Source organism: Kriegella aquimaris, from assembly GCF_900103215.1.
GTDB lineage: Bacteria > Bacteroidota > Bacteroidia > Flavobacteriales > Flavobacteriaceae > Kriegella > Kriegella aquimaris.
In genome coordinates, this window is sequence record NZ_FNGV01000018.1 from 36,409 (window position 1) to 53,484 (window position 17,076).

At 39.1% G+C, this 17,076-nt stretch carries 18 protein-coding genes; 12 read left to right on the plus strand and 6 right to left on the minus strand.

Going from position 1 to position 17,076, the window contains the following annotated elements; genetic code table 11:
• Positions 1–254: 254 nt before the first annotated feature.
• From BLS33_RS22390 to BLS33_RS22410, 5 genes are read left to right on the plus strand one after another with little or no spacing between them, the layout of a single operon-like run.
• Positions 255–1,190, plus strand: a complete 936-nt coding sequence (locus BLS33_RS22390; RefSeq protein WP_089895184.1) for an ABC transporter ATP-binding protein — start codon at positions 255–257, stop codon at positions 1,188–1,190.
• The gene (locus tag BLS33_RS22395; RefSeq protein WP_089895186.1) at positions 1,183–2,520 is read left to right on the plus strand and encodes an ABC transporter permease; all 1,338 of its coding nucleotides are present in this window, start codon (positions 1,183–1,185) and stop codon (positions 2,518–2,520) included. The genes BLS33_RS22390 and BLS33_RS22395 overlap by 8 nt, the downstream gene beginning before the upstream one ends.
• A 1-nt stretch (position 2,521) precedes the next feature.
• Positions 2,522–3,427 carry a mechanosensitive ion channel family protein gene (locus BLS33_RS22400; RefSeq protein ID WP_089895188.1) on the plus strand — a complete coding sequence of 302 codons (906 nt, stop codon included), beginning with the start codon at positions 2,522–2,524 and terminating at the stop codon, positions 3,425–3,427.
• Positions 3,406–4,293, plus strand: a complete 888-nt coding sequence (locus BLS33_RS22405; protein ID WP_143017672.1) for a DUF6268 family outer membrane beta-barrel protein — start codon at positions 3,406–3,408, stop codon at positions 4,291–4,293. The genes BLS33_RS22400 and BLS33_RS22405 overlap by 22 nt, the downstream gene beginning before the upstream one ends.
• Positions 4,294–4,302: 9 nt before the next feature.
• On the plus strand, positions 4,303–5,466 hold the full coding sequence (locus BLS33_RS22410; protein WP_089895192.1) for a sigma-54-dependent transcriptional regulator: 1,164 nt from the start codon (positions 4,303–4,305) through the stop codon (positions 5,464–5,466).
• 40 nt (positions 5,467–5,506) lie between these two features.
• On the opposite strand, the gene BLS33_RS22415 is transcribed toward BLS33_RS22410, so the two are convergent.
• A complete protein-coding gene (locus tag BLS33_RS22415; protein ID WP_089895193.1) occupies positions 5,507–6,214 on the minus strand; it encodes a hypothetical protein in 708 nt (235 codons plus the stop codon).
• A 196-nt stretch (positions 6,215–6,410) separates the two neighbouring features.
• On the opposite strand from BLS33_RS22415, the gene BLS33_RS22420 reads away from it, so the two are divergent.
• The 3 genes from BLS33_RS22420 (at position 6,411) to BLS33_RS22430 (ending at position 9,783) form a co-directional block, all read left to right on the plus strand.
• Positions 6,411–7,295, plus strand: a complete 885-nt coding sequence (locus tag BLS33_RS22420) for a PPK2 family polyphosphate kinase (protein WP_089895289.1) — start codon at positions 6,411–6,413, stop codon at positions 7,293–7,295.
• On the plus strand, positions 7,292–8,689 hold the full coding sequence (locus BLS33_RS22425) for a M28 family peptidase (RefSeq protein WP_089895195.1): 1,398 nt from the start codon (positions 7,292–7,294) through the stop codon (positions 8,687–8,689). Before BLS33_RS22420 ends, BLS33_RS22425 begins: the two co-directional genes overlap by 4 nt.
• A 161-nt stretch (positions 8,690–8,850) precedes the next feature.
• Positions 8,851–9,783: a peptidylprolyl isomerase gene (locus BLS33_RS22430; RefSeq protein ID WP_089895290.1), complete on the plus strand. Its 933-nt coding sequence runs from the start codon at positions 8,851–8,853 to the stop codon at positions 9,781–9,783.
• A 628-nt stretch (positions 9,784–10,411) separates the two neighbouring features.
• Here the strand turns inward: BLS33_RS22430 and BLS33_RS22435 are convergent.
• The 4 genes from BLS33_RS22435 to BLS33_RS22450 all read right to left on the minus strand — a co-directional run bounded on the left by BLS33_RS22435 (position 10,412) and on the right by BLS33_RS22450 (position 12,852).
• Positions 10,412–10,606: a cold-shock protein gene (locus BLS33_RS22435; RefSeq protein ID WP_089895197.1), complete on the minus strand. Its 195-nt coding sequence runs from the start codon at positions 10,604–10,606 to the stop codon at positions 10,412–10,414.
• A 187-nt stretch (positions 10,607–10,793) separates the two neighbouring features.
• A complete protein-coding gene (locus BLS33_RS22440) occupies positions 10,794–11,183 on the minus strand; it encodes a hypothetical protein (RefSeq protein WP_089895199.1) in 390 nt (129 codons plus the stop codon).
• Positions 11,184–11,185: 2 nt separating this feature from the next.
• Positions 11,186–12,037, minus strand: a complete 852-nt coding sequence (locus BLS33_RS22445; RefSeq protein WP_089895201.1) for a hypothetical protein — start codon at positions 12,035–12,037, stop codon at positions 11,186–11,188.
• A gap of 176 nt (positions 12,038–12,213) precedes the next feature.
• Positions 12,214–12,852, minus strand: coding sequence for a peroxiredoxin (locus tag BLS33_RS22450; protein WP_089895203.1), 639 nt, complete (start codon positions 12,850–12,852; stop codon positions 12,214–12,216).
• A 182-nt stretch (positions 12,853–13,034) separates the two neighbouring features.
• On the opposite strand from BLS33_RS22450, the gene BLS33_RS22455 reads away from it, so the two are divergent.
• The gene (locus BLS33_RS22455) at positions 13,035–13,580 is read left to right on the plus strand and encodes a YfiT family bacillithiol transferase (protein ID WP_089895205.1); all 546 of its coding nucleotides are present in this window, start codon (positions 13,035–13,037) and stop codon (positions 13,578–13,580) included.
• A 41-nt stretch (positions 13,581–13,621) separates the two neighbouring features.
• Here BLS33_RS22455 and BLS33_RS22460 read toward each other — a convergent pair whose 3' ends face one another.
• On the minus strand, positions 13,622–14,179 hold the full coding sequence (locus tag BLS33_RS22460; RefSeq protein WP_089895207.1) for a thioredoxin family protein: 558 nt from the start codon (positions 14,177–14,179) through the stop codon (positions 13,622–13,624).
• 219 nt (positions 14,180–14,398) lie between these two features.
• Here BLS33_RS22460 and BLS33_RS22465 point away from each other — a divergent pair, with 219 nt between their 5' ends.
• The 3 genes from BLS33_RS22465 to BLS33_RS22475 all read left to right on the plus strand — a co-directional run bounded on the left by BLS33_RS22465 (position 14,399) and on the right by BLS33_RS22475 (position 16,955).
• A complete protein-coding gene (locus tag BLS33_RS22465; protein WP_089895209.1) occupies positions 14,399–14,704 on the plus strand; it encodes a phosphoribosylpyrophosphate synthetase in 306 nt (101 codons plus the stop codon).
• 290 nt (positions 14,705–14,994) lie between these two features.
• A complete protein-coding gene (locus BLS33_RS22470; protein ID WP_089895211.1) occupies positions 14,995–15,915 on the plus strand; it encodes a bile acid:sodium symporter family protein in 921 nt (306 codons plus the stop codon).
• Between the two features lie 50 nt (positions 15,916–15,965).
• On the plus strand, positions 15,966–16,955 hold the full coding sequence (locus BLS33_RS22475; RefSeq protein ID WP_262495089.1) for a 1-acyl-sn-glycerol-3-phosphate acyltransferase: 990 nt from the start codon (positions 15,966–15,968) through the stop codon (positions 16,953–16,955).
• Positions 16,956–17,076 lie beyond the last annotated feature (121 nt).

Genomic DNA, 17,076 nt, shown 5'->3' on the forward strand with positions numbered 1-17,076 from the left:
AAAATTAAATCGACTAGAGTAGTCTTGCTTGATATTTTTTGGAATTCGCTGATGCCGTTTCATACTTTCCAATTATCGATATTTTGTTTCGGAATTGAATCCATTACGCATATAAGTCGTCGTCAATCCTTTTAAATTATTCTAAAAATGGAAGGGTTTTGAGCTATCTATTATAACACGGTTCGCTTACAACATATATTCGAAAAGCGAAAGGCTTTTTAAAGCATTTACATATCTTTGGCAAAATTGCTTACATGAACAACATTTTGGTCACGGAAGAGGTTACCAAACGATTTGGCAAGCATATCGCTCTCAATAAGGTTTCCTTAGAAATCCCCAAAAACAGTATTTACGGACTTTTAGGTCCCAATGGAGCTGGCAAAACGACTCTCATACGTATAATCAATCAAATTACCTTTCCCGATAGCGGCAAGGTTTTTTTTGATGGAGAACTATTAAAGCCCCAGCATATTGCCATGATCGGGTATTTGCCCGAAGAAAGAGGGTTGTATAAAAGTATGAAGGTCGGGGAGCAGGCTTTGTATTTGGCCCAACTAAAGGGATTGAGTAAAGCGGAAGCGAAGAAAAGATTGAAGTTTTGGTTTGAACGCTTGGAAATCGGGGATTGGTGGAACAAAAAGGTACAGGAACTCTCGAAAGGGATGGCCCAAAAAATTCAGTTCATAGTTACCGTACTTCATGAACCAAAACTGCTTATTTTTGATGAGCCTTTTAGTGGTTTTGATCCCATAAATGCCAATATTATTAAGGATGAAATCCTCAGACTTAAAGAAAATGGCACTTCCATAATATTTTCCACACATCGAATGGAATCGGTAGAAGAGTTATGCGAGTATATTGCTTTGCTACATGAATCTGAAAAAATATTGGACGGAAGGTTATCTGATATTAAAAAGGCCTACAAAAGAAATATCTTTAAAGTGGGTTTAGAAGTTGAAAACGGTGATGAACTTTTGAAGGAGCTTATGGAGAAATTCGATATCGCCACATCAACATATGATTTAAAAGAAAGACAATTAGACTTTACGGTTCAATTGCCCTCTAACGATTCTGGTGAAATGTTGTCATATTTATCGAATAGGGCGAATGTCAACTTATATTTAGAAACTATACCTTCGGCAAACGAGATATTTATTCAAACGGTTAAAAATAAAGGTATTCATGAATAAGCTGCCTTTAATAATTAAAAGGGAATATTTGGCGAAAGTCAGAAACAAGTCCTTTGTTGTCATGACGTTCCTTAGTCCGATTTTAATGGTCGGCATGGTAGTACTTATAGCCTATCTGACTAAAATTAACGATAATGAAAAAAGGGTTATTGGGCTGCTAAATGAAAGTGATTACTTTTCAACAGATTTTAACCCAACCGAAAGCGTATCTTTTGTCCGTTTCGATGATATTTCGTTACAGGCGGCTAAAGACTCTACGGAACGTATGGGTTTTTACGGACTGCTCCATATTCCCAATGAAAACAACTTGAAGATGGTGACAGAAAATTCCTTTTTCTACACCAAAGACGCGCCGAGCACTTCGGTGCTTGATCGTATAGAAAATATATTTCAAGATAGGTTGCGTAAAAGAAGGCTTCAAGAACTCGGGGTATCAACAGAAGAATTTGCCACTATGGACAGTGCTTTTGAGCTCAGAACCGCCACCTTTGCAGGGCAAACAAACTTAAAAGGCATCAACGAGATCAAAGCATTTATTGGCGGTGGTTTCGGGTACCTTATTATGATGTTTATTATTATTTACGGTGGGTTTGTCATGCGCAGCGTTATTGAAGAGAAAACAAGCAGGATTATTGAAGTGATTATTTCTTCGGTCAAGCCTTTTCAATTGATGTTGGGCAAAATTATAGGTACTTCTTTAGCGGGTATCACACAGTTCGTTATTTGGATTATTTCCGGCGTCTTACTGCTATTTGTGGCCTTTTCGATTTTCGATATTGATCCGTCAGCATTGAGTAATGGCCCAAATACGGCTAATATGGTTGTCGGTATGACACCGCCTGTTCCGACTGCAGATCAAACCATGAAACTCTACGCACAGGAGCTGTTTCAAATTCCTTGGGTTATGCTGATCAGCTTTTTTATAATATATTTTATTTTGGGGTATTTGATTTACAGTTCGATTTATGCCGCTATCGGAGCTGCAGTTGACAATGAGACCGATACCCAACAATTTATATTTCCTATAATTCTGCCATTGATGCTGGCAATTTATGTAGGGTTCTTTTCCGTTTTTAGCAATCCACACGGGCCTATTGCCGTAGGTTTTTCGCTTTTTCCGTTGACTTCGCCTATTGTCATGCTTATGCGGTTGCCAGGAGGCATTGGTGAAGGCGGCGTTCCCATTTGGCAAGTGGTTACCTCTATACTTTTGTTGATAGGTACTTTCATTGGCATCGTTTGGTTAGCGGCCAAAATATACAGGGTAGGTATTCTTATGTATGGAAAGAAACCGACTTATAAAGAACTACTTAGGTGGCTAAAATATTGATATGGAGTATTTTAAAGACATAATGTCTACAATAAATAGGTTCCTTTCCCGTAGAATTATCGATACGGATAATATCGACATTACCATTGGCACATTGCTGACGATAATTATTGTATTGGTCGTAGTAACGTATGTACTCCGTTTGGTTCATAAATTTGTTACGGCAAAATTACCCGAAGCGGATAAGAATAAGTTCGTTAGCATTTTCAATTTCCTAAAGTATTTGCTCTATATCCTTATTGTAATTACCGTCCTTCATGCCTCCGGTGTTAATCTCACCGTATTGTTAACGGCATCGGCGGCCTTGTTTGTAGGTTTAGGTTTTGCCTTACAATATCTATTTCAAGATATTATTTCGGGTGTCCTTATAATTTTAGATCAATCGCTTCATGTGGGCGATGTAATTGAAATTGATAATAAAGTCAGCCGAGTATTTGAAATCCGGTTGCGTACTACCAGAACTTTGACTCGTGATGACAAGGTCATAATAATTCCCAACCATGTATTTTTGACCGATAGTATTTATAACTACACGCAAAACCATAACATTACACGAGAGTCTTTGAAAATTGGTGTGGCATATGGTAGTGATGTTTCAAAAGTCACCCAAATTCTTGAAGCGGTTGCTGAAGGTAATGAAGATGTTCTTAAAACCCCGAAAGCATTCGTACAATTCGATGATTTTGGAGATTCGGCACTTATGTTCTCGCTTAATTTTTATATAACGAATAGCTTTGGGGCTCCCGGAATAAAAAGTCAAATGAGATACAAAATTGACACTGAGTTCAGAGATAATAACATTAGTATACCGTTCCCTCAAAGAGATGTGCATGTTTATCAGCATAGTCCTTTTCAACACAGTAGGGTCGAAAACTCAACAAAGGAATGGGGATTAGGAGACGATTGAGTTACGGCTGTTTTTTGTGGTTACTCTTCACTGGTGCCTTTTGCCTGGCCCAGACACCGGATGTTTTTAGATTGGAGTATATGTTGATGCCTAGAAATGATTCAGATGTTGAATTATCACGAATAAAATTGGTGGCGAATATGCCCATAAAGGTTAAAGATTCTAATGCCATTATAATCGGTGGCGAGTATAACCGTTTAGCTTATGACCTGCAGCGAAATGATATAACGATTGGTGAACAAGAGGGCCCCAATCATTTTTACATAGTAGATTTTAATTTGGCCTATGTAATGAAATATAATAAAGACTGGCGTTTCATTGGGGTCATAACACCGCGGTTATCGTCAACTTTGACCAATAGGCTTGAAAATGGCGATGTATCTATAAATGCTACGGTCGGAGCTTTCAGGGATAGACAAGACATTGAGAAACCGACGCGATTGGTACTTGGCTTGGCCTATAATTCGACAGTTGCTTTGCGCATTCCGTTACCGGTCGTTTATTTCGAAAAGCGGTTTCATCCGAATTGGACGTATGTTGTCGGTGCCCCAAAAACGGGTATGAAATATCACTACAAACAAAAACATATTATTCAAACGGAGTTTATTTTAGATGGATATTATGTTAACCTGCAGAATACGTATACCTTGCCCGATGCCGGTTTTGCATCGTCAATTTCTTCTTCTGCCGCGTTGGTTACGCTTGGGTATTCTTATAACTTTACAAAAGTGATGTCGATATATGCATTTATGGGGCATACCTTATTTCAATATGGCGTTTTGAGGGATACCGATAGAAATGATATTTTTACATTGAACGATGATCCGGCCTTTTATTTCAGGACAGGATTTAGAATAGGACTTTAAAATAGAATTATGTCAAAAATTTTGGTAATAGAAGATGAGGCGGCCATTAGAAGGGTGTTGGTGAAAATTCTTTCGGAAGAGAACGATGTCTATTCGGTAGAAGAGGCAGAAGATGGTTTAAAAGGATTGGAAACTATAAAAAACAATGATTTCGATCTTGTGCTATGTGACATTAAGATGCCCAAAATGGATGGGGTCGAAGTTCTTGAAGCAGCACGAAAAATCAAACCCGAGATTCCGTTTATAATGATTTCTGGTCATGGCGACCTTGATACGGCCGTAAATACCATGCGCTTGGGTGCCTTTGATTATATTTCAAAACCGCCTGATCTTAATCGACTTTTGACAACTGTTCGAAATGCCCTTGATAGAAAAGAGCTTGTAGTCGAAAACAAGATTTTAAAGAAGAAGGTCAGTAAAAATTATGAAATGATCGGTGACAGTCCCGAGATAACGGTCATCAAAGAAATGATCGAGAAGGTGGCACCCACCGATGCCAGGGTTTTGATAACAGGATCTAACGGTACCGGAAAGGAATTGGTAGCACATTGGCTTCATGAAAAAAGCCAACGTAGTGGTGGTCCGTTCGTAGAGGTCAATTGTGCGGCTATACCGTCAGAACTTATAGAGAGTGAGTTGTTCGGGCATGTTAAAGGAGCCTTTACTTCTGCGGTAAAAGATAGAGCCGGAAAGTTTGAAACAGCAAATAAAGGCACCATCTTTCTAGATGAAATAGGTGATATGAGCCTGTCGGCACAGGCAAAAGTGCTTCGGGCCTTGCAAGAGAACAAGATTTCAAGGGTCGGCTCCGATAAAGATATCAAGGTAGATGTTCGCGTGATAGCGGCGACCAATAAAGATTTAAAAAAGGAAATAGGGGAAGGTCGCTTTCGTGAAGACCTTTATCACAGGTTGGCGGTTATCTTGATAAAGGTTCCTGCATTGAACGACCGCCGTGATGATATTCCTTTGCTAATAGCCCACTTCACAAAAAAAATTATATCTGAACAGGGTATGCCTTCTAAAACATTTTCCGACAAGGCAATAACACTCTTAAAAGGGTATGATTGGACGGGAAATATACGTGAATTAAGAAACGTGGTCGAACGTCTGATTATTTTGGGAGGTAATGAAGTTAGTGAAGAAGACGTTAAACTATTTGCCAGTAAATAATTCCGTCAACAGATGCCAAGGCGATTTTTTTAAATGAATTTCATCTCCAAGATTCCGTACAATCCTTTAACTGATTCAAGGCATTCTCAGTGATTTCCTTTGTTTTTAGATTGTAGTATTTCTTTTCTTCGGAGAGATTTTCAAGGAGTAATTTTTGTTCACAGTTTTCATAAATACGCTGTGCAAAGGCACGTGCTTTTTTGCAATCGACGGTTGCGATGACATTGTTCATCGAAATTTCGTATTTCCTCAGAGATTCGTCTATTCTTTCTTGAAAAGAGCGAGGGTCCAATGGTTCGTTCAAATCATTGTGCCTTTCTTCTTCCGGTACTGTATTCATGACAAGAGTATCATTCTCATACTCCCCTTCATGAAGGTCATGTCTTTTAAGTTCTTTTAGGCTGTCCTTTGTTTTTTGTAGCGCTTTAGTCAAAAGTATACGAGTACTATCTAAAGTGCTTGCCCTTGTGGCCATGATAAGATTTTCGAGGCTTTCTTCAATTAATTTGGTGGCCGGCGTGCAACCACAATTATCTAATTGTTTTCTAGACTTCTCAATGGCCTTTAAGGCCCTGTAGGCATAAAAGTGCGCTTGATTTATATCTTCCTTATCTATTGCTTTTTCGGTCTGGTCTCTCACAAATCCCATGTTCGAGCCTAGGTAGTCGCATGCAGTACTTGGTCTAAAAGAAGAAAATAAAACCATAGCAATGACCAACGAGAAAGACCTAACGAAATATTTCATCATAGCACTGTATTTAACATGTAAAATCTGGGACGATTTACCTTACAAAGGTAGGTATTCATTGACTTTGTGCCTTATTTTTTCGATGGAACGCCTATGGAATCCAATAACTTGGACAAACTGAATATTAGATAGGATGAATGGTTCTTTTTTTTAGACATTGATGTATTTCAACGGTAAAAAATTTTATCTTCAACCTATGAAGAATATAGATTTAAAGGATTTTAAGGTCGAAAAAGTAATAAAGTTGGACGATTATCCTACATCGGGAACGTTGAAGGCATCTGAGAAGAAGCTTAAAAAAGAACTCGAAGATATCAGGGAAAAGCTGGGTGATTTTCAAGATACCCTTTATGCCCATGCTAAATATAGTGTGCTTGTATGTCTTCAAGGAATGGATACTGCAGGTAAAGACAGTCTTATTCGTGAGGTTTTCAAAGATTTTAATGTCCGCGGTGTAGTGGTGCATAGTTTTAAGGTGCCCACCGAGCTTGAGCGTAAACATGATTATTTATGGCGTCATTATATTGCCTTACCAGCCAAAGGCAAGTTTGGTGTTTTTAATCGCACGCATTATGAAAATGTTTTGGTGACTAGGGTGCACCCTGAATATATTATGGGTGAGAATATTCCCGGTATTCATAGTGTAGCTGATATTGATGAAAATTTTTGGGAGAAACGCTTTGTGCAAATCAATAATTTCGAACGGCACTTAGCCCAAAATGGAACTATCATCTTCAAGTTTTTTCTACACATTTCCAAAGAAGAACAACGGCAGAGATTGCTCAGAAGATTAGATTTAAAGAGAAAAAATTGGAAATTTTCCCCCGGTGACCTAAAAGAGCGCAAATTATGGGACGACTATCAAAACTGCTATGAAGATGCTATAAACCACACTTCAAAACCCCATGCCCCGTGGTTCGTAATTCCTTCAGACAATAAAGAAGAAGCCAGAGTCATTGTGGCTTCCATTTTGCTAGAAGCGTTAAAAAAATACAAAGATATAGCTGAACCTGAACTTGATGAAAAAATAAAGGCTAATTTGGAGACCTATAAACAACAATTGGAAACCAAAGAACTATGATCAAGAAGTTATTTCTTTTATTTCTTTTGACCTGTTGGTCCGGTATTGCGCAGAGCGAAGATCAAAAACAGATAAAGGCACTTTATGAAGCTGCGTTGACCGAAGGCAAGGCCCATGATTGGTTGAATCATCTATCAAATCAAATAGGAGGTAGGCTTTCTGGATCAATACAGGCCCAACGCGCGGTCGATTATACGAAGGCGCAATTAGATTTACTAGGTTTAGATCGGGTCTGGCTCCAGCCCGTCATGGTTCCTAAATGGGTACGCGGAACACCTGAGTTTGCTTATTTGGAAACTGTACCTGGCATGTCTACCAATGTTCCTATTTGTGCTTTAGGAGGTTCTGTTGCGACGCCTTTGGGCGGATTGAAGGCCGAAGTAATCGAAGTGAAAGGTGTCGAAGAATTAAAAGCATTGGGCAACGCTAAAATATCGGGAAAAATTGTTTTCTATAATAGACCTATGGACCCCACCTTGATCAATACCTATGCTGCATACTCTGGTTGCGTTGATCAAAGATATTCAGGTGCCGAGGAAGCAGCTAAATATGGCGCGGTAGGCGTTATAGTCCGATCTATGAGTCTAAGGCTTGATGATTATCCACATACGGGGGCTATGAGTTATGGTGATACTCCGGTGAACCAACGTATTCCTGCTGCGGCAATTAGCACCAAAGGAGCGAACTTATTGAGCGCAACGCTTGAATTGAGTCCCAATACCCAATTTTATTTCAAACAAAATTGTCGACAGCTAGAAGATGTTCAATCTTACAATGTGGTTGGTGAGATACGCGGCAGTACTTATCCTGAGGAAATTATGATGGTGGGCGGACATTTAGATTCTTGGGATCTTGGCGACGGTTCCCATGACGATGGGGCCGGCTGTGTGCAGAGCATGGATGTATTGCGTTTGTTAAAAAAGACGGGTTATAAGCCCCAACGAACATTGCGAGTGGTTTTGTTCATGAACGAGGAAAACGGACTTCGAGGAGGTAACAAATACGCCCAATTGGCAAAAGAAAAAGGTGAGAAACATATATTTGCCTTGGAAAGTGACGCTGGTGGTTTTACCCCAAGGGGATTCTCATTCGATTGTTCAGATGCTAATTTTGAAAAAGTACAAAGTTGGAAAGAACTTTTTGAGCCATATTTGATTCATCTATTTGTAAAAGGGGGAAGTGGTGCCGATATTGGTCCATTGAAAAACGATGACATGGTCTTGGCAGGTCTTCGGCCAGATTCGCAACGTTATTTTGACCATCACCATGCCGAGAACGATACCTTCGAACATGTAAATAAACGTGAATTGGAATTAGGGGCGGCCACTATGGCAAGCTTGGTTTACTTATTTGATAAGTACGGTATTGTTCCTCCGAAAAAAATTAAGGGATAATATATTTTCTTTTTTTCAAGGTTTGTAAGAATTTCAAGGCGCCAAATAATTGGTACCATGGTGCTATTTTGGTCCGTGTCAGCATTTTTCAAAACCTGCTGCGGTCAACTCACAAACTCCGAACAAAATTGTATATTTGCAGCTCACAAAAAATGAGTAAAATGCAAGACGGAATCTACGCAAAATTCAATACCTCGAAAGGGGAAATCTTGGTCAAATTAACCCATGACAAAACTCCGGGAACGGTAGGTAACTTTGTGGCACTTGCCGAGGGGAACCAAGAAAATACTGCAAAATCGAAAGGAGAGCCTTATTACGATGGTTTAAAATTTCATAGGGTGATACCTGATTTTATGGTTCAGGGAGGATGTCCTCAAGGAACGGGAACGGGAGATGCCGGTTATAAATTCGATGATGAGTTTCATCCTGATTTAAAGCATGACGTACCAGGCGTACTTTCAATGGCCAATGCCGGACCGGGGACCAACGGAAGCCAGTTTTTTATCACGCACGTACCTACACCGTGGTTAGACAATAAACATAGTGTTTTTGGACGGGTAGAAAATGGGCAGGAAATAGTTGATGCCATTGCTCAAGGCGATGCCATTGAGTCTCTTGAGATTATACGCGTAGGCGAGGAAGCTGAAAATTGGGATGCTAAAAAGGCGTTCGAGACATTTAAGAATTCGGGAAAAGAGCGATTGGCCGAAGAAAAAGCGAAACAAGCTGCCGAACTTGATAAGGTTGCTGCTGGGTTTGATGAAACCGAAAGCGGACTTCGTTATAAAATCATTCAGAAGGGCGCGGGTGCCAAAGCTGAAAAAGGACAAAAGGTTTCTGTACATTATGAAGGATCTTTGTTAAACGGACAAGTGTTCGATTCTTCTTATAAAAGAAATCAGCCCATTGATTTTCAATTGGGTGTTGGACAAGTAATACGAGGTTGGGACGAGGGAATCTCCCTTCTTGAAGTAGGTGATAAGGCACGTTTTGTTATTCCTTCCGACTTAGCTTATGGCAGTGCAGGAGCTGGAGGGGTTATTCCTCCGGATGCAACATTGATTTTCGATGTAGAATTAATGAACGTCGGCTAGATTTATATGCGTTTGAAATAAACAACCGTTTTGATATATCAAAGCGGTTTTTTTGTGCCTTAGTTTTAAACGGTTTGCAATTGACCTATGTCTTTTAGAGTAAGATATTTGTAAGAATATTAGTTAAGTAACCTAGAATCGGGGGGTGTGTACTATCGTGGAGTGTTGATGCTGAAAATCAAGAGGAGAATATTGACGATTACTAAGAATAGTAAAATTCCAAAAAAAGGAAGCATAGAAAAAAAATTATATGGTTTCAAAGGGATGGTATCCATCCACCTATAAAACAACCGACATATAATAAACCCTACCTTTTATCGATAAAGCCCCGAAAATTAACGGGGATTCTTGCGGGCCGGCACACTGACGACCAATAAGACTATATTGATAACAAGTAAAACTAAAAGTACTCCAAAGAAAGTTAGCATGGCTATAATGGTTAATCAACTGGTTAACGTGGGGAAAACGTTTTTGTTTTACTTGTAGATGTTTTTTTTATATAATGGTTGCGTTGAAAGTTGAACAAAATTACAAAAAAGTATCTTATTTCCTACATTTAGGTAAAATAAGTGCAAAAAAAACCCCGACTTAGAAGTCAGGGTTTTACTATAAAAAAGTTTATGCGTACCTAGTCAATTACCTTCACATTTACGGCGTTTAATCCTTTTTTACCTTGTTGTAGTTCAAATTCTACAACATCACCTTCACGAATTTCATCGATCAAACCAGAAATGTGTACAAAGTGATCTTCGCTTGAACCATCTTCAGTAATAAAACCATAACCTTTGGAATCATTGAAGAATTTTACTGTTCCTTTACTCATAATAGAAAATTAAATATTAAAAATTAAAGCGCAAATATAGTGTTAAAATTTTTAATTGCATGATTTTTTGGAAGTTATATTTCTGTAAAGATGATGTTAAGTGCAAATATTCTTAAATTTTGGTTTACTCCATTAGGTGCTTACATCATCGGTAAAAGGTGATTTTTTAGGGTTAAGGTGCTTAAATTTAACTATCGGGAGCCAGTAATTTTTTTACCGAATTGGTAATTCCTTTTGCATCTAGAGTTATTATGGCAGTCGCTAGGGTTAAAACTGAAGTGGCCCTGTCCAGTACTTTTTGAACCCCTACCAATTTTTTATAGAGCTTTTTGGTTTCTAATGTTATGGTGTTAATTTGGGCCAATGACGTGGCAGCATCATCTAAGACCAAAATGGCAGATTGGGTATAGAGCTCCGTCGTATGTGATAATGTCTGGGCGTGTAGTTCCTTGAGCCTTAGATTTTCTTCATTGGTAAGGTTTTCAAAGTTCTCGTAGCGATAATCGCCCAGAGCATTGGCCATATGTGCAAAATCATCGGCTAGGCGCTTTACTTGTTCGGCAGTCAATTTTCCCATGGCTATTGATTTTTATTGTTCAAGGAGCGTGACAAGTTTTTGAGTTGGGTGCCCTGTATAGCCAATTGCCCCTTTATCTCATCTTCGGTTAATTTGCTTATGCTGTTGTAAAGAATAGTATGACCCTCTGCAATGGTCTTTATTACTTTAGAATATGTTTCAAGTTCTTCTTGCTTTGCAGTTAATTCCGATATACGTCTGAAGTAGTCTTCGGTGAACTTCGTGCGTTCATAGATTGACAGCTCAGTATTCGATATCAGGTCAAAATAGAAGCTTTTGATACTGTTTTTTTGCACTTCCATTTTTCCTATTAAATTGCCAGAGAGATTAAGGTCTAGAAAATGGAGCAAAGTTTGTAACGGTTCATTCGCCCGTGTCACATATTCTTTTATTTTTTTTCTTCGGTAACCATCGGTAAACGCTCTAAGAATAATGGTAGAAATACTTGAATAGGCTTTTACATCTGTCTCTTTCAGCGATAGAGAACCATAATCTCCAGTTGCCAAGGTCTGCGTAAGTTCTTCTGTTTTGTAATTGGTAAGCTGATTTTTAGAAATATCGGTAAGGCCGTAGAAATAATCTCGGGTACTACTGTAAATCAATGTGGTAATACTATCGGCCTTTTTATCGGCAGTACATACACAAGTCTGACCATGTATTTTTAGTTTCTCAATACCTTTTTGAAGGCATTCATCTGTGCAGTTTCTTTCAAAGTTATAGGAAAGAGCTTCGAATTTTTCAATGCCTTCGATTGAAGACTCCGAGAATTCACCAACGTGCTTTAAATTTACACAGCTCGTTGAGGTGATGGCGGCTAGAATTAAAACAAGAATATTCGATAGTAGTTTTTGCATGAAAGTGCTTGTATAGAAGTTGGCAACATCAATTGTTACAATTTAAAAATAAAGCTGCACTTTTCTTACATAACATCTAAAAAATTAGGGTGCGTTGTTTGTGCGTTGATGAAAAAAAGGCAAAAAAAAACCTCCCATATTCAAGGGAGGTTTTTAATAAATTATTTTCCGTACGACTATGCGGTCGGATCCGGAGTCATTCGCAAGTAAGGTTTAATTTCTTTAACGCCTTTTGAGAACATTTGTTTCGCATCTTCGGTTGAAATCGCTGGGCTAACTACGACATCTTCACCATTTTTCCAATTAGCTGGTGTCGCCACTTTATGGTTTGCCGTTAATTGCAACGAGTCGATTACGCGTAAAAGTTCGTAAAAATTACGACCTGTCGAGGCAGGGTATGTAATCATCAATTTTACCGTTTTGTCAGGTGCAATAATAAATACCGAACGTACCGTAAGACTATTGTCCGCTTTTGGGTGAATCATGTCATAGAGGTCAGAAACCTTTTTATCCTCATCGGCAATAATCGGAAAGTTTACCTTGGTATGCTCAACTTCATTAATGTCTTTTATCCACTCGTTATGTGATGCGGCCCCATCAACACTTAACGCCAACATTTTTACATTGCGTTTGTCAAAATCATCCTTAAATTTTGCCGCAGTACCTAATTCGGTAGTACATACCGGTGTGAAATCAGCAGGATGCGAAAATAAAATACCCCAGCTGTCACCGAGATAGTCATATAAATTTATCATTCCTACGGAACTGTCAGCCGTGAAATCAGGGGCTTTGTCGCCCAATCGTATTGTTGCCATAGTCGTATTGTTTAAATGGATTAATTGTTATCCTACAAAATTAGTAGATTAAGTGGAAAATACTTCATTTTAAGGTTAAAAATGTATTAAAATTTACTTCTCCCTATTTTCATATTTGTGTGCCATAGCGATAGATTGGAGATTTTTTAAATATGTTGGTAGAACTTCATTAATTTTAGGTCATGAGAAACAATACCTTAGAAGAACTTCGCTATCCTATCGGTCATTTTGCTATGCCCGATGACATCACAGACCTAGAAGTGAAAGATTGGTTAGCACAATTGGAAGCATTGCCCATAGTGTTGGAAGATTTGGTCAAAAACCTTTCCGAAACACAGTTGGATACACCGTATCGACCTGGTGGGTGGACGGTTCGCCAGGTAGTGCACCACATAGCAGATAGCCACCACCATAGTTACATTCGTTTCAAGTGGGCGCTTACTGAAAACAAACCTATTATTAAGGCGTATGACGAAAAGGTATGGGCCAGTTTAGAAGATGCCGTTTCTGCCCCGATAGAACTGTCGATTGCCCATATAAAAAGCATTCATGCAAAACTGGTTTATCTGCTAGGGAGTCTGCGGGATGACGATTTAGAAAAAGTGTATATTCACCCCGATGGAAATGTGAAAGTTTCGGTGAAAGAGAATATTGGAAGATATGCATGGCACGGCAATCACCATTGTGCACATATTGAAAGACTGATACGCAGGGAAGGTTGGGTTTAACACCCGATAGGCCCAAAATTCAGCACTTCCTATCCCTTGGCTTATTTTATCCATTTGATATTACATCCGATACTTGGCTTTTGATCTGGGTTTATTTCAAGCCCTGCCAATAGGGCATCCATAGCGTTGCGTAGGTCGTATCCGTTCAGGGGAATACCATTTCCGGGTCTCGAATCGTCCAATTGTCCCCGGTATACCAGTTTTAAATCCTTATCGAATAAATAAAAATCAGGGGTGCATGCCGCATCGTACGATCGGGCTACTTCTTGGCTTTTGTCATACAAATAAGGAAATGTATAGCCCTCCTCTTGGGCAGTTCGCGCCATAAGCTCAGGAGCATCTTCCGGATAATTTTCAGCGTCATTACTGGAAATAGCAATAAAACCAATTCCCTTTGCCTGATATTTCCGTCCCAATTGAGAAATTTCTGGGTTCACATGTTTTACGAAAGGGCAGTGGTTGCAGATAAACATAACTAGCGTTCCCCTGTCTCCTTTTAAATCATGAAGGGCTTGTGTTTTTTTAGAAACGGTATCAAACAAATGAAATGATGGGGCTTGCGTTCCCAAAGGTAACATGTTGCTGGGTGTTCGTGCCATATTTTTAATTTTAGTAACTGCTACATATGACCATCACCAATGATGGTTTTTACTAACATACGAACAAAGCGTCAGAATTAAAAGTAATTTAAAACACTTGTTTTTTTATTGCACATTGGTTAACTTAAAGAACCCGTTTCAACGCTCCGTCCGTGACGGAATTTCTGTTTCCGAATCGGTAGAAAATGCACGCACGTATAACCTTAAATTACGCATATCATGGATAATTCATACACATCATTAGCGGAGGCAATTACCAATTTACAATTAGAAGGTTTTACCGCAGATTTTAATTTATGCGATGCGGGTGTAGAAAACAAACATAAAAAAGAAGTGCACTCCGGCGATGATCTCAATGTGGTCAAGTACTATCGATTCGAGGGGATGAGTGACCCAGATGATAATACGGTATTGTACGTGATAGAGACGAACTCCGGAGAAAAAGGGCTGCTTATGGATGCTTACGGAGCTTATTCTGGCAATGTGTCAAAAGAACTAATGGACAAGCTTAAAATGTCGAGATGATGAAGCCTTGAGACGAATTGGATTTTTAGAAGGCCGAAATGCGCAACTTGAAAATTATTCTGATTCTTACAAATAAAACATATGAAGTGAAAAGCTACTACAAGCTGTAAAAACCTATCTAAAAAATGCACTTTCTGATCCGCAGTTAACGATTACTTCTTACTTTTCGAAAACTCAAACAATCGATTTTATGCCCGAATGTCTTATCTTGGGAGCAGCGTAAAAAAATGGGACTATCCTGTTTTAATTGTGAATAGGTGTTCTTAGTACGCTCAAAATCTCCAATTTTTTTGACAGAAACAACTTTAGATAACGTACAAATCAACTTTGATGATCAAACGCTATGGATACTGAACTTGGCCTTGGCCTTGGTCATGTTCGGTATTGCCTTAGATATTTCAGTAACGGACTTTAAACACTTACTGAAAAGGCCTAAACCTGTTTTTACCGGGGTTTTTAGTCAGTTTGTATTGTTGCCGGCGGTAACCTTTATATTGGTTTGGGCGATTGAACCCTTGCCGAGCATAGCGCTCGGAATGTTTATGGTCGCCGCATGTCCGGGTGGTAATATCTCGAATTTTATTACGCATTTAGCAAAGGGCAATACCGCCTTGTCGGTCAGCCTGACTGCGGTGGCTACGTTGCTCGCCGTTTTCATGACCCCATTGAACCTGCAATTGTGGGGTTCGTTGTATGCCCCGACATCGGCATTGTTGCAAGAGGTGGCCATAGCACCTTTCGAAATGGTAAAACTCGTGTCTTTGCTATTGGGTGTACCATTACTTCTGGGAATGGGTCTACATCATATCAGACCGGTGATGGCAAAGAAGATGGCGAAGATATTAAAAGCGGTTTCTTTACTCTTTTTTGTTGTTTTGATATTTTTGGCGCTTTACAACAACCGCGATATATTTATGGATTATATCTTTTACGTCTTTTGGATAGTGGTACTTCATAATGTCATAGCCTTTGCTACAGGTTTTTCCTTAGCAAATTTTATGGGGCTGTCGCAAAGAGATATCAGAAGTATAACGATTGAGACGGGAATACAAAACTCGGGTTTGGGACTTTTGCTGATTTTTACTTTTTTCGATGGCCTTGGCGGAATGGCGTTACTTGCTGCATTTTGGGGTATTTGGCATTTGGTTTCAGGTTTGTTGTTGGCGTTTTTCTGGGGCTTTAAACCTGTTGAAAAAGAAAAGTTGGCTTGAAGGAGATAGGATATAATTTAACAAGATTTTGGATCAAGTGCGGACTGTATTTGTATTTCGGGAGGATAAAAATTTCAGGTCTGGCCCATGTGCCGAGTGACAAGCCGTTACTATTTTTACCCAATCATCAAAGTGCCTTGCTCGATGTATTATTGATTGGCATGAAATGCAACAGGAAACCTTATTTTCTAACTAGATCTGACGTATTTAAAAGTAATCTTCTAAAAACTGTTTTCAATTTCTTTCAAATGATTCCGGTTTACCGCATTCGCGACGGACGGGAATCGTTAAAAAACAATCAAGAGGTCTTCGAATATTGTGCTCGATTGTTGCAAGAAAATAATGCTATTGTGATGTTCCCGGAGGCCAACCATAATCTGCAGCGCCGCGTTCGTCCCTTGAGCAAGGGTTTTACAAGAATTTTATTTAATGCACTTGAAAGGCGGCCTGAATTGGATATTCGACTGGTGCCTGTCGGATTAAATTATAGGGATGCTAAAAGATTCCCCGATCGGGTAGCGGTATGCTACGGGGAAGCTATTGCAGTTCAAAAATTATATGACCCTGAAGATCTTGGTAGATCGGTGGATCGAATTAAAAGCGAAGTTTCCAATGGTCTAAAGACCCTGACCACCCATATTGAAGATAAAAGTAAGTATCACCATACTGAGGAAAAGCTGAACGCATTAGATGTCGATTATTTAAATCCGCAACAAGCGAATGCGATCTTGGCATCTTTGGAAAGTTCAAATTCGGAACACATACGGAAACCAAAACCGATATCAGAGCCCAAAATTTTAAAGGTACTTTTCGTGCTATTAAATTTCCCGGTGTGGTTGTTATGGATCTTGACTTTAAAACCGAAAGTACCCGAAATGGAGTTTATGGGCACCTTTCGGTTCGCTTTTGCCATGCTGGTTTATCCAGTTTATTATCTTTTGCTATTCTTGGCCGTAGCACTTATTTGGGGCGGATCAATCGGTTTATTGGTAGTTGCTGCACTGTTTTTGTTTAATGTGGTGTATGTTCGAGTAGGTTGATTTTCATATCTTCAATAGCGGTATAGCCTTTATAAAGCATGGAAAATTAGCTTTCCATTTCTGACTTGACACCGAAAAAGTCTTTAAAAGAAGGGGGAATAAAATTCTTCTTTGCTGAATT

What these genes read in the sequence shown, in the direction of transcription:
- BLS33_RS22430 (WP_089895290.1), top strand. Translation starts at nt 8,851, where the DNA reads ATGCAAGACGGAATCTACGCAAAATTCAATACCTCGAAAGGGGAAATC.
- BLS33_RS22410 (WP_089895192.1), top strand. Translation starts at nt 4,303, where the DNA reads ATGTCAAAAATTTTGGTAATAGAAGATGAGGCGGCCATTAGAAGGGTG.
- BLS33_RS22405 (WP_143017672.1), top strand. Translation starts at nt 3,406, where the DNA reads ATGGGGATTAGGAGACGATTGAGTTACGGCTGTTTTTTGTGGTTACTC.
- BLS33_RS22400 (WP_089895188.1), top strand. Translation starts at nt 2,522, where the DNA reads ATGGAGTATTTTAAAGACATAATGTCTACAATAAATAGGTTCCTTTCC.
- BLS33_RS22465 (WP_089895209.1), top strand. Translation starts at nt 14,399, where the DNA reads ATGGATAATTCATACACATCATTAGCGGAGGCAATTACCAATTTACAA.
- BLS33_RS22395 (WP_089895186.1), top strand. Translation starts at nt 1,183, where the DNA reads ATGAATAAGCTGCCTTTAATAATTAAAAGGGAATATTTGGCGAAAGTC.
- BLS33_RS22445 (WP_089895201.1), bottom strand. Translation starts at nt 12,037, where the DNA reads ATGCAAAAACTACTATCGAATATTCTTGTTTTAATTCTAGCCGCCATC.
- BLS33_RS22455 (WP_089895205.1), top strand. Translation starts at nt 13,035, where the DNA reads ATGAGAAACAATACCTTAGAAGAACTTCGCTATCCTATCGGTCATTTT.
- BLS33_RS22440 (WP_089895199.1), bottom strand. Translation starts at nt 11,183, where the DNA reads ATGGGAAAATTGACTGCCGAACAAGTAAAGCGCCTAGCCGATGATTTT.
- BLS33_RS22390 (WP_089895184.1), top strand. Translation starts at nt 255, where the DNA reads ATGAACAACATTTTGGTCACGGAAGAGGTTACCAAACGATTTGGCAAG.
- BLS33_RS22420 (WP_089895289.1), top strand. Translation starts at nt 6,411, where the DNA reads ATGAAGAATATAGATTTAAAGGATTTTAAGGTCGAAAAAGTAATAAAG.
- BLS33_RS22460 (WP_089895207.1), bottom strand. Translation starts at nt 14,179, where the DNA reads ATGGCACGAACACCCAGCAACATGTTACCTTTGGGAACGCAAGCCCCA.
- BLS33_RS22415 (WP_089895193.1), bottom strand. Translation starts at nt 6,214, where the DNA reads ATGATGAAATATTTCGTTAGGTCTTTCTCGTTGGTCATTGCTATGGTT.
- BLS33_RS22450 (WP_089895203.1), bottom strand. Translation starts at nt 12,852, where the DNA reads ATGGCAACAATACGATTGGGCGACAAAGCCCCTGATTTCACGGCTGAC.
- BLS33_RS22435 (WP_089895197.1), bottom strand. Translation starts at nt 10,606, where the DNA reads ATGAGTAAAGGAACAGTAAAATTCTTCAATGATTCCAAAGGTTATGGT.
- BLS33_RS22425 (WP_089895195.1), top strand. Translation starts at nt 7,292, where the DNA reads ATGATCAAGAAGTTATTTCTTTTATTTCTTTTGACCTGTTGGTCCGGT.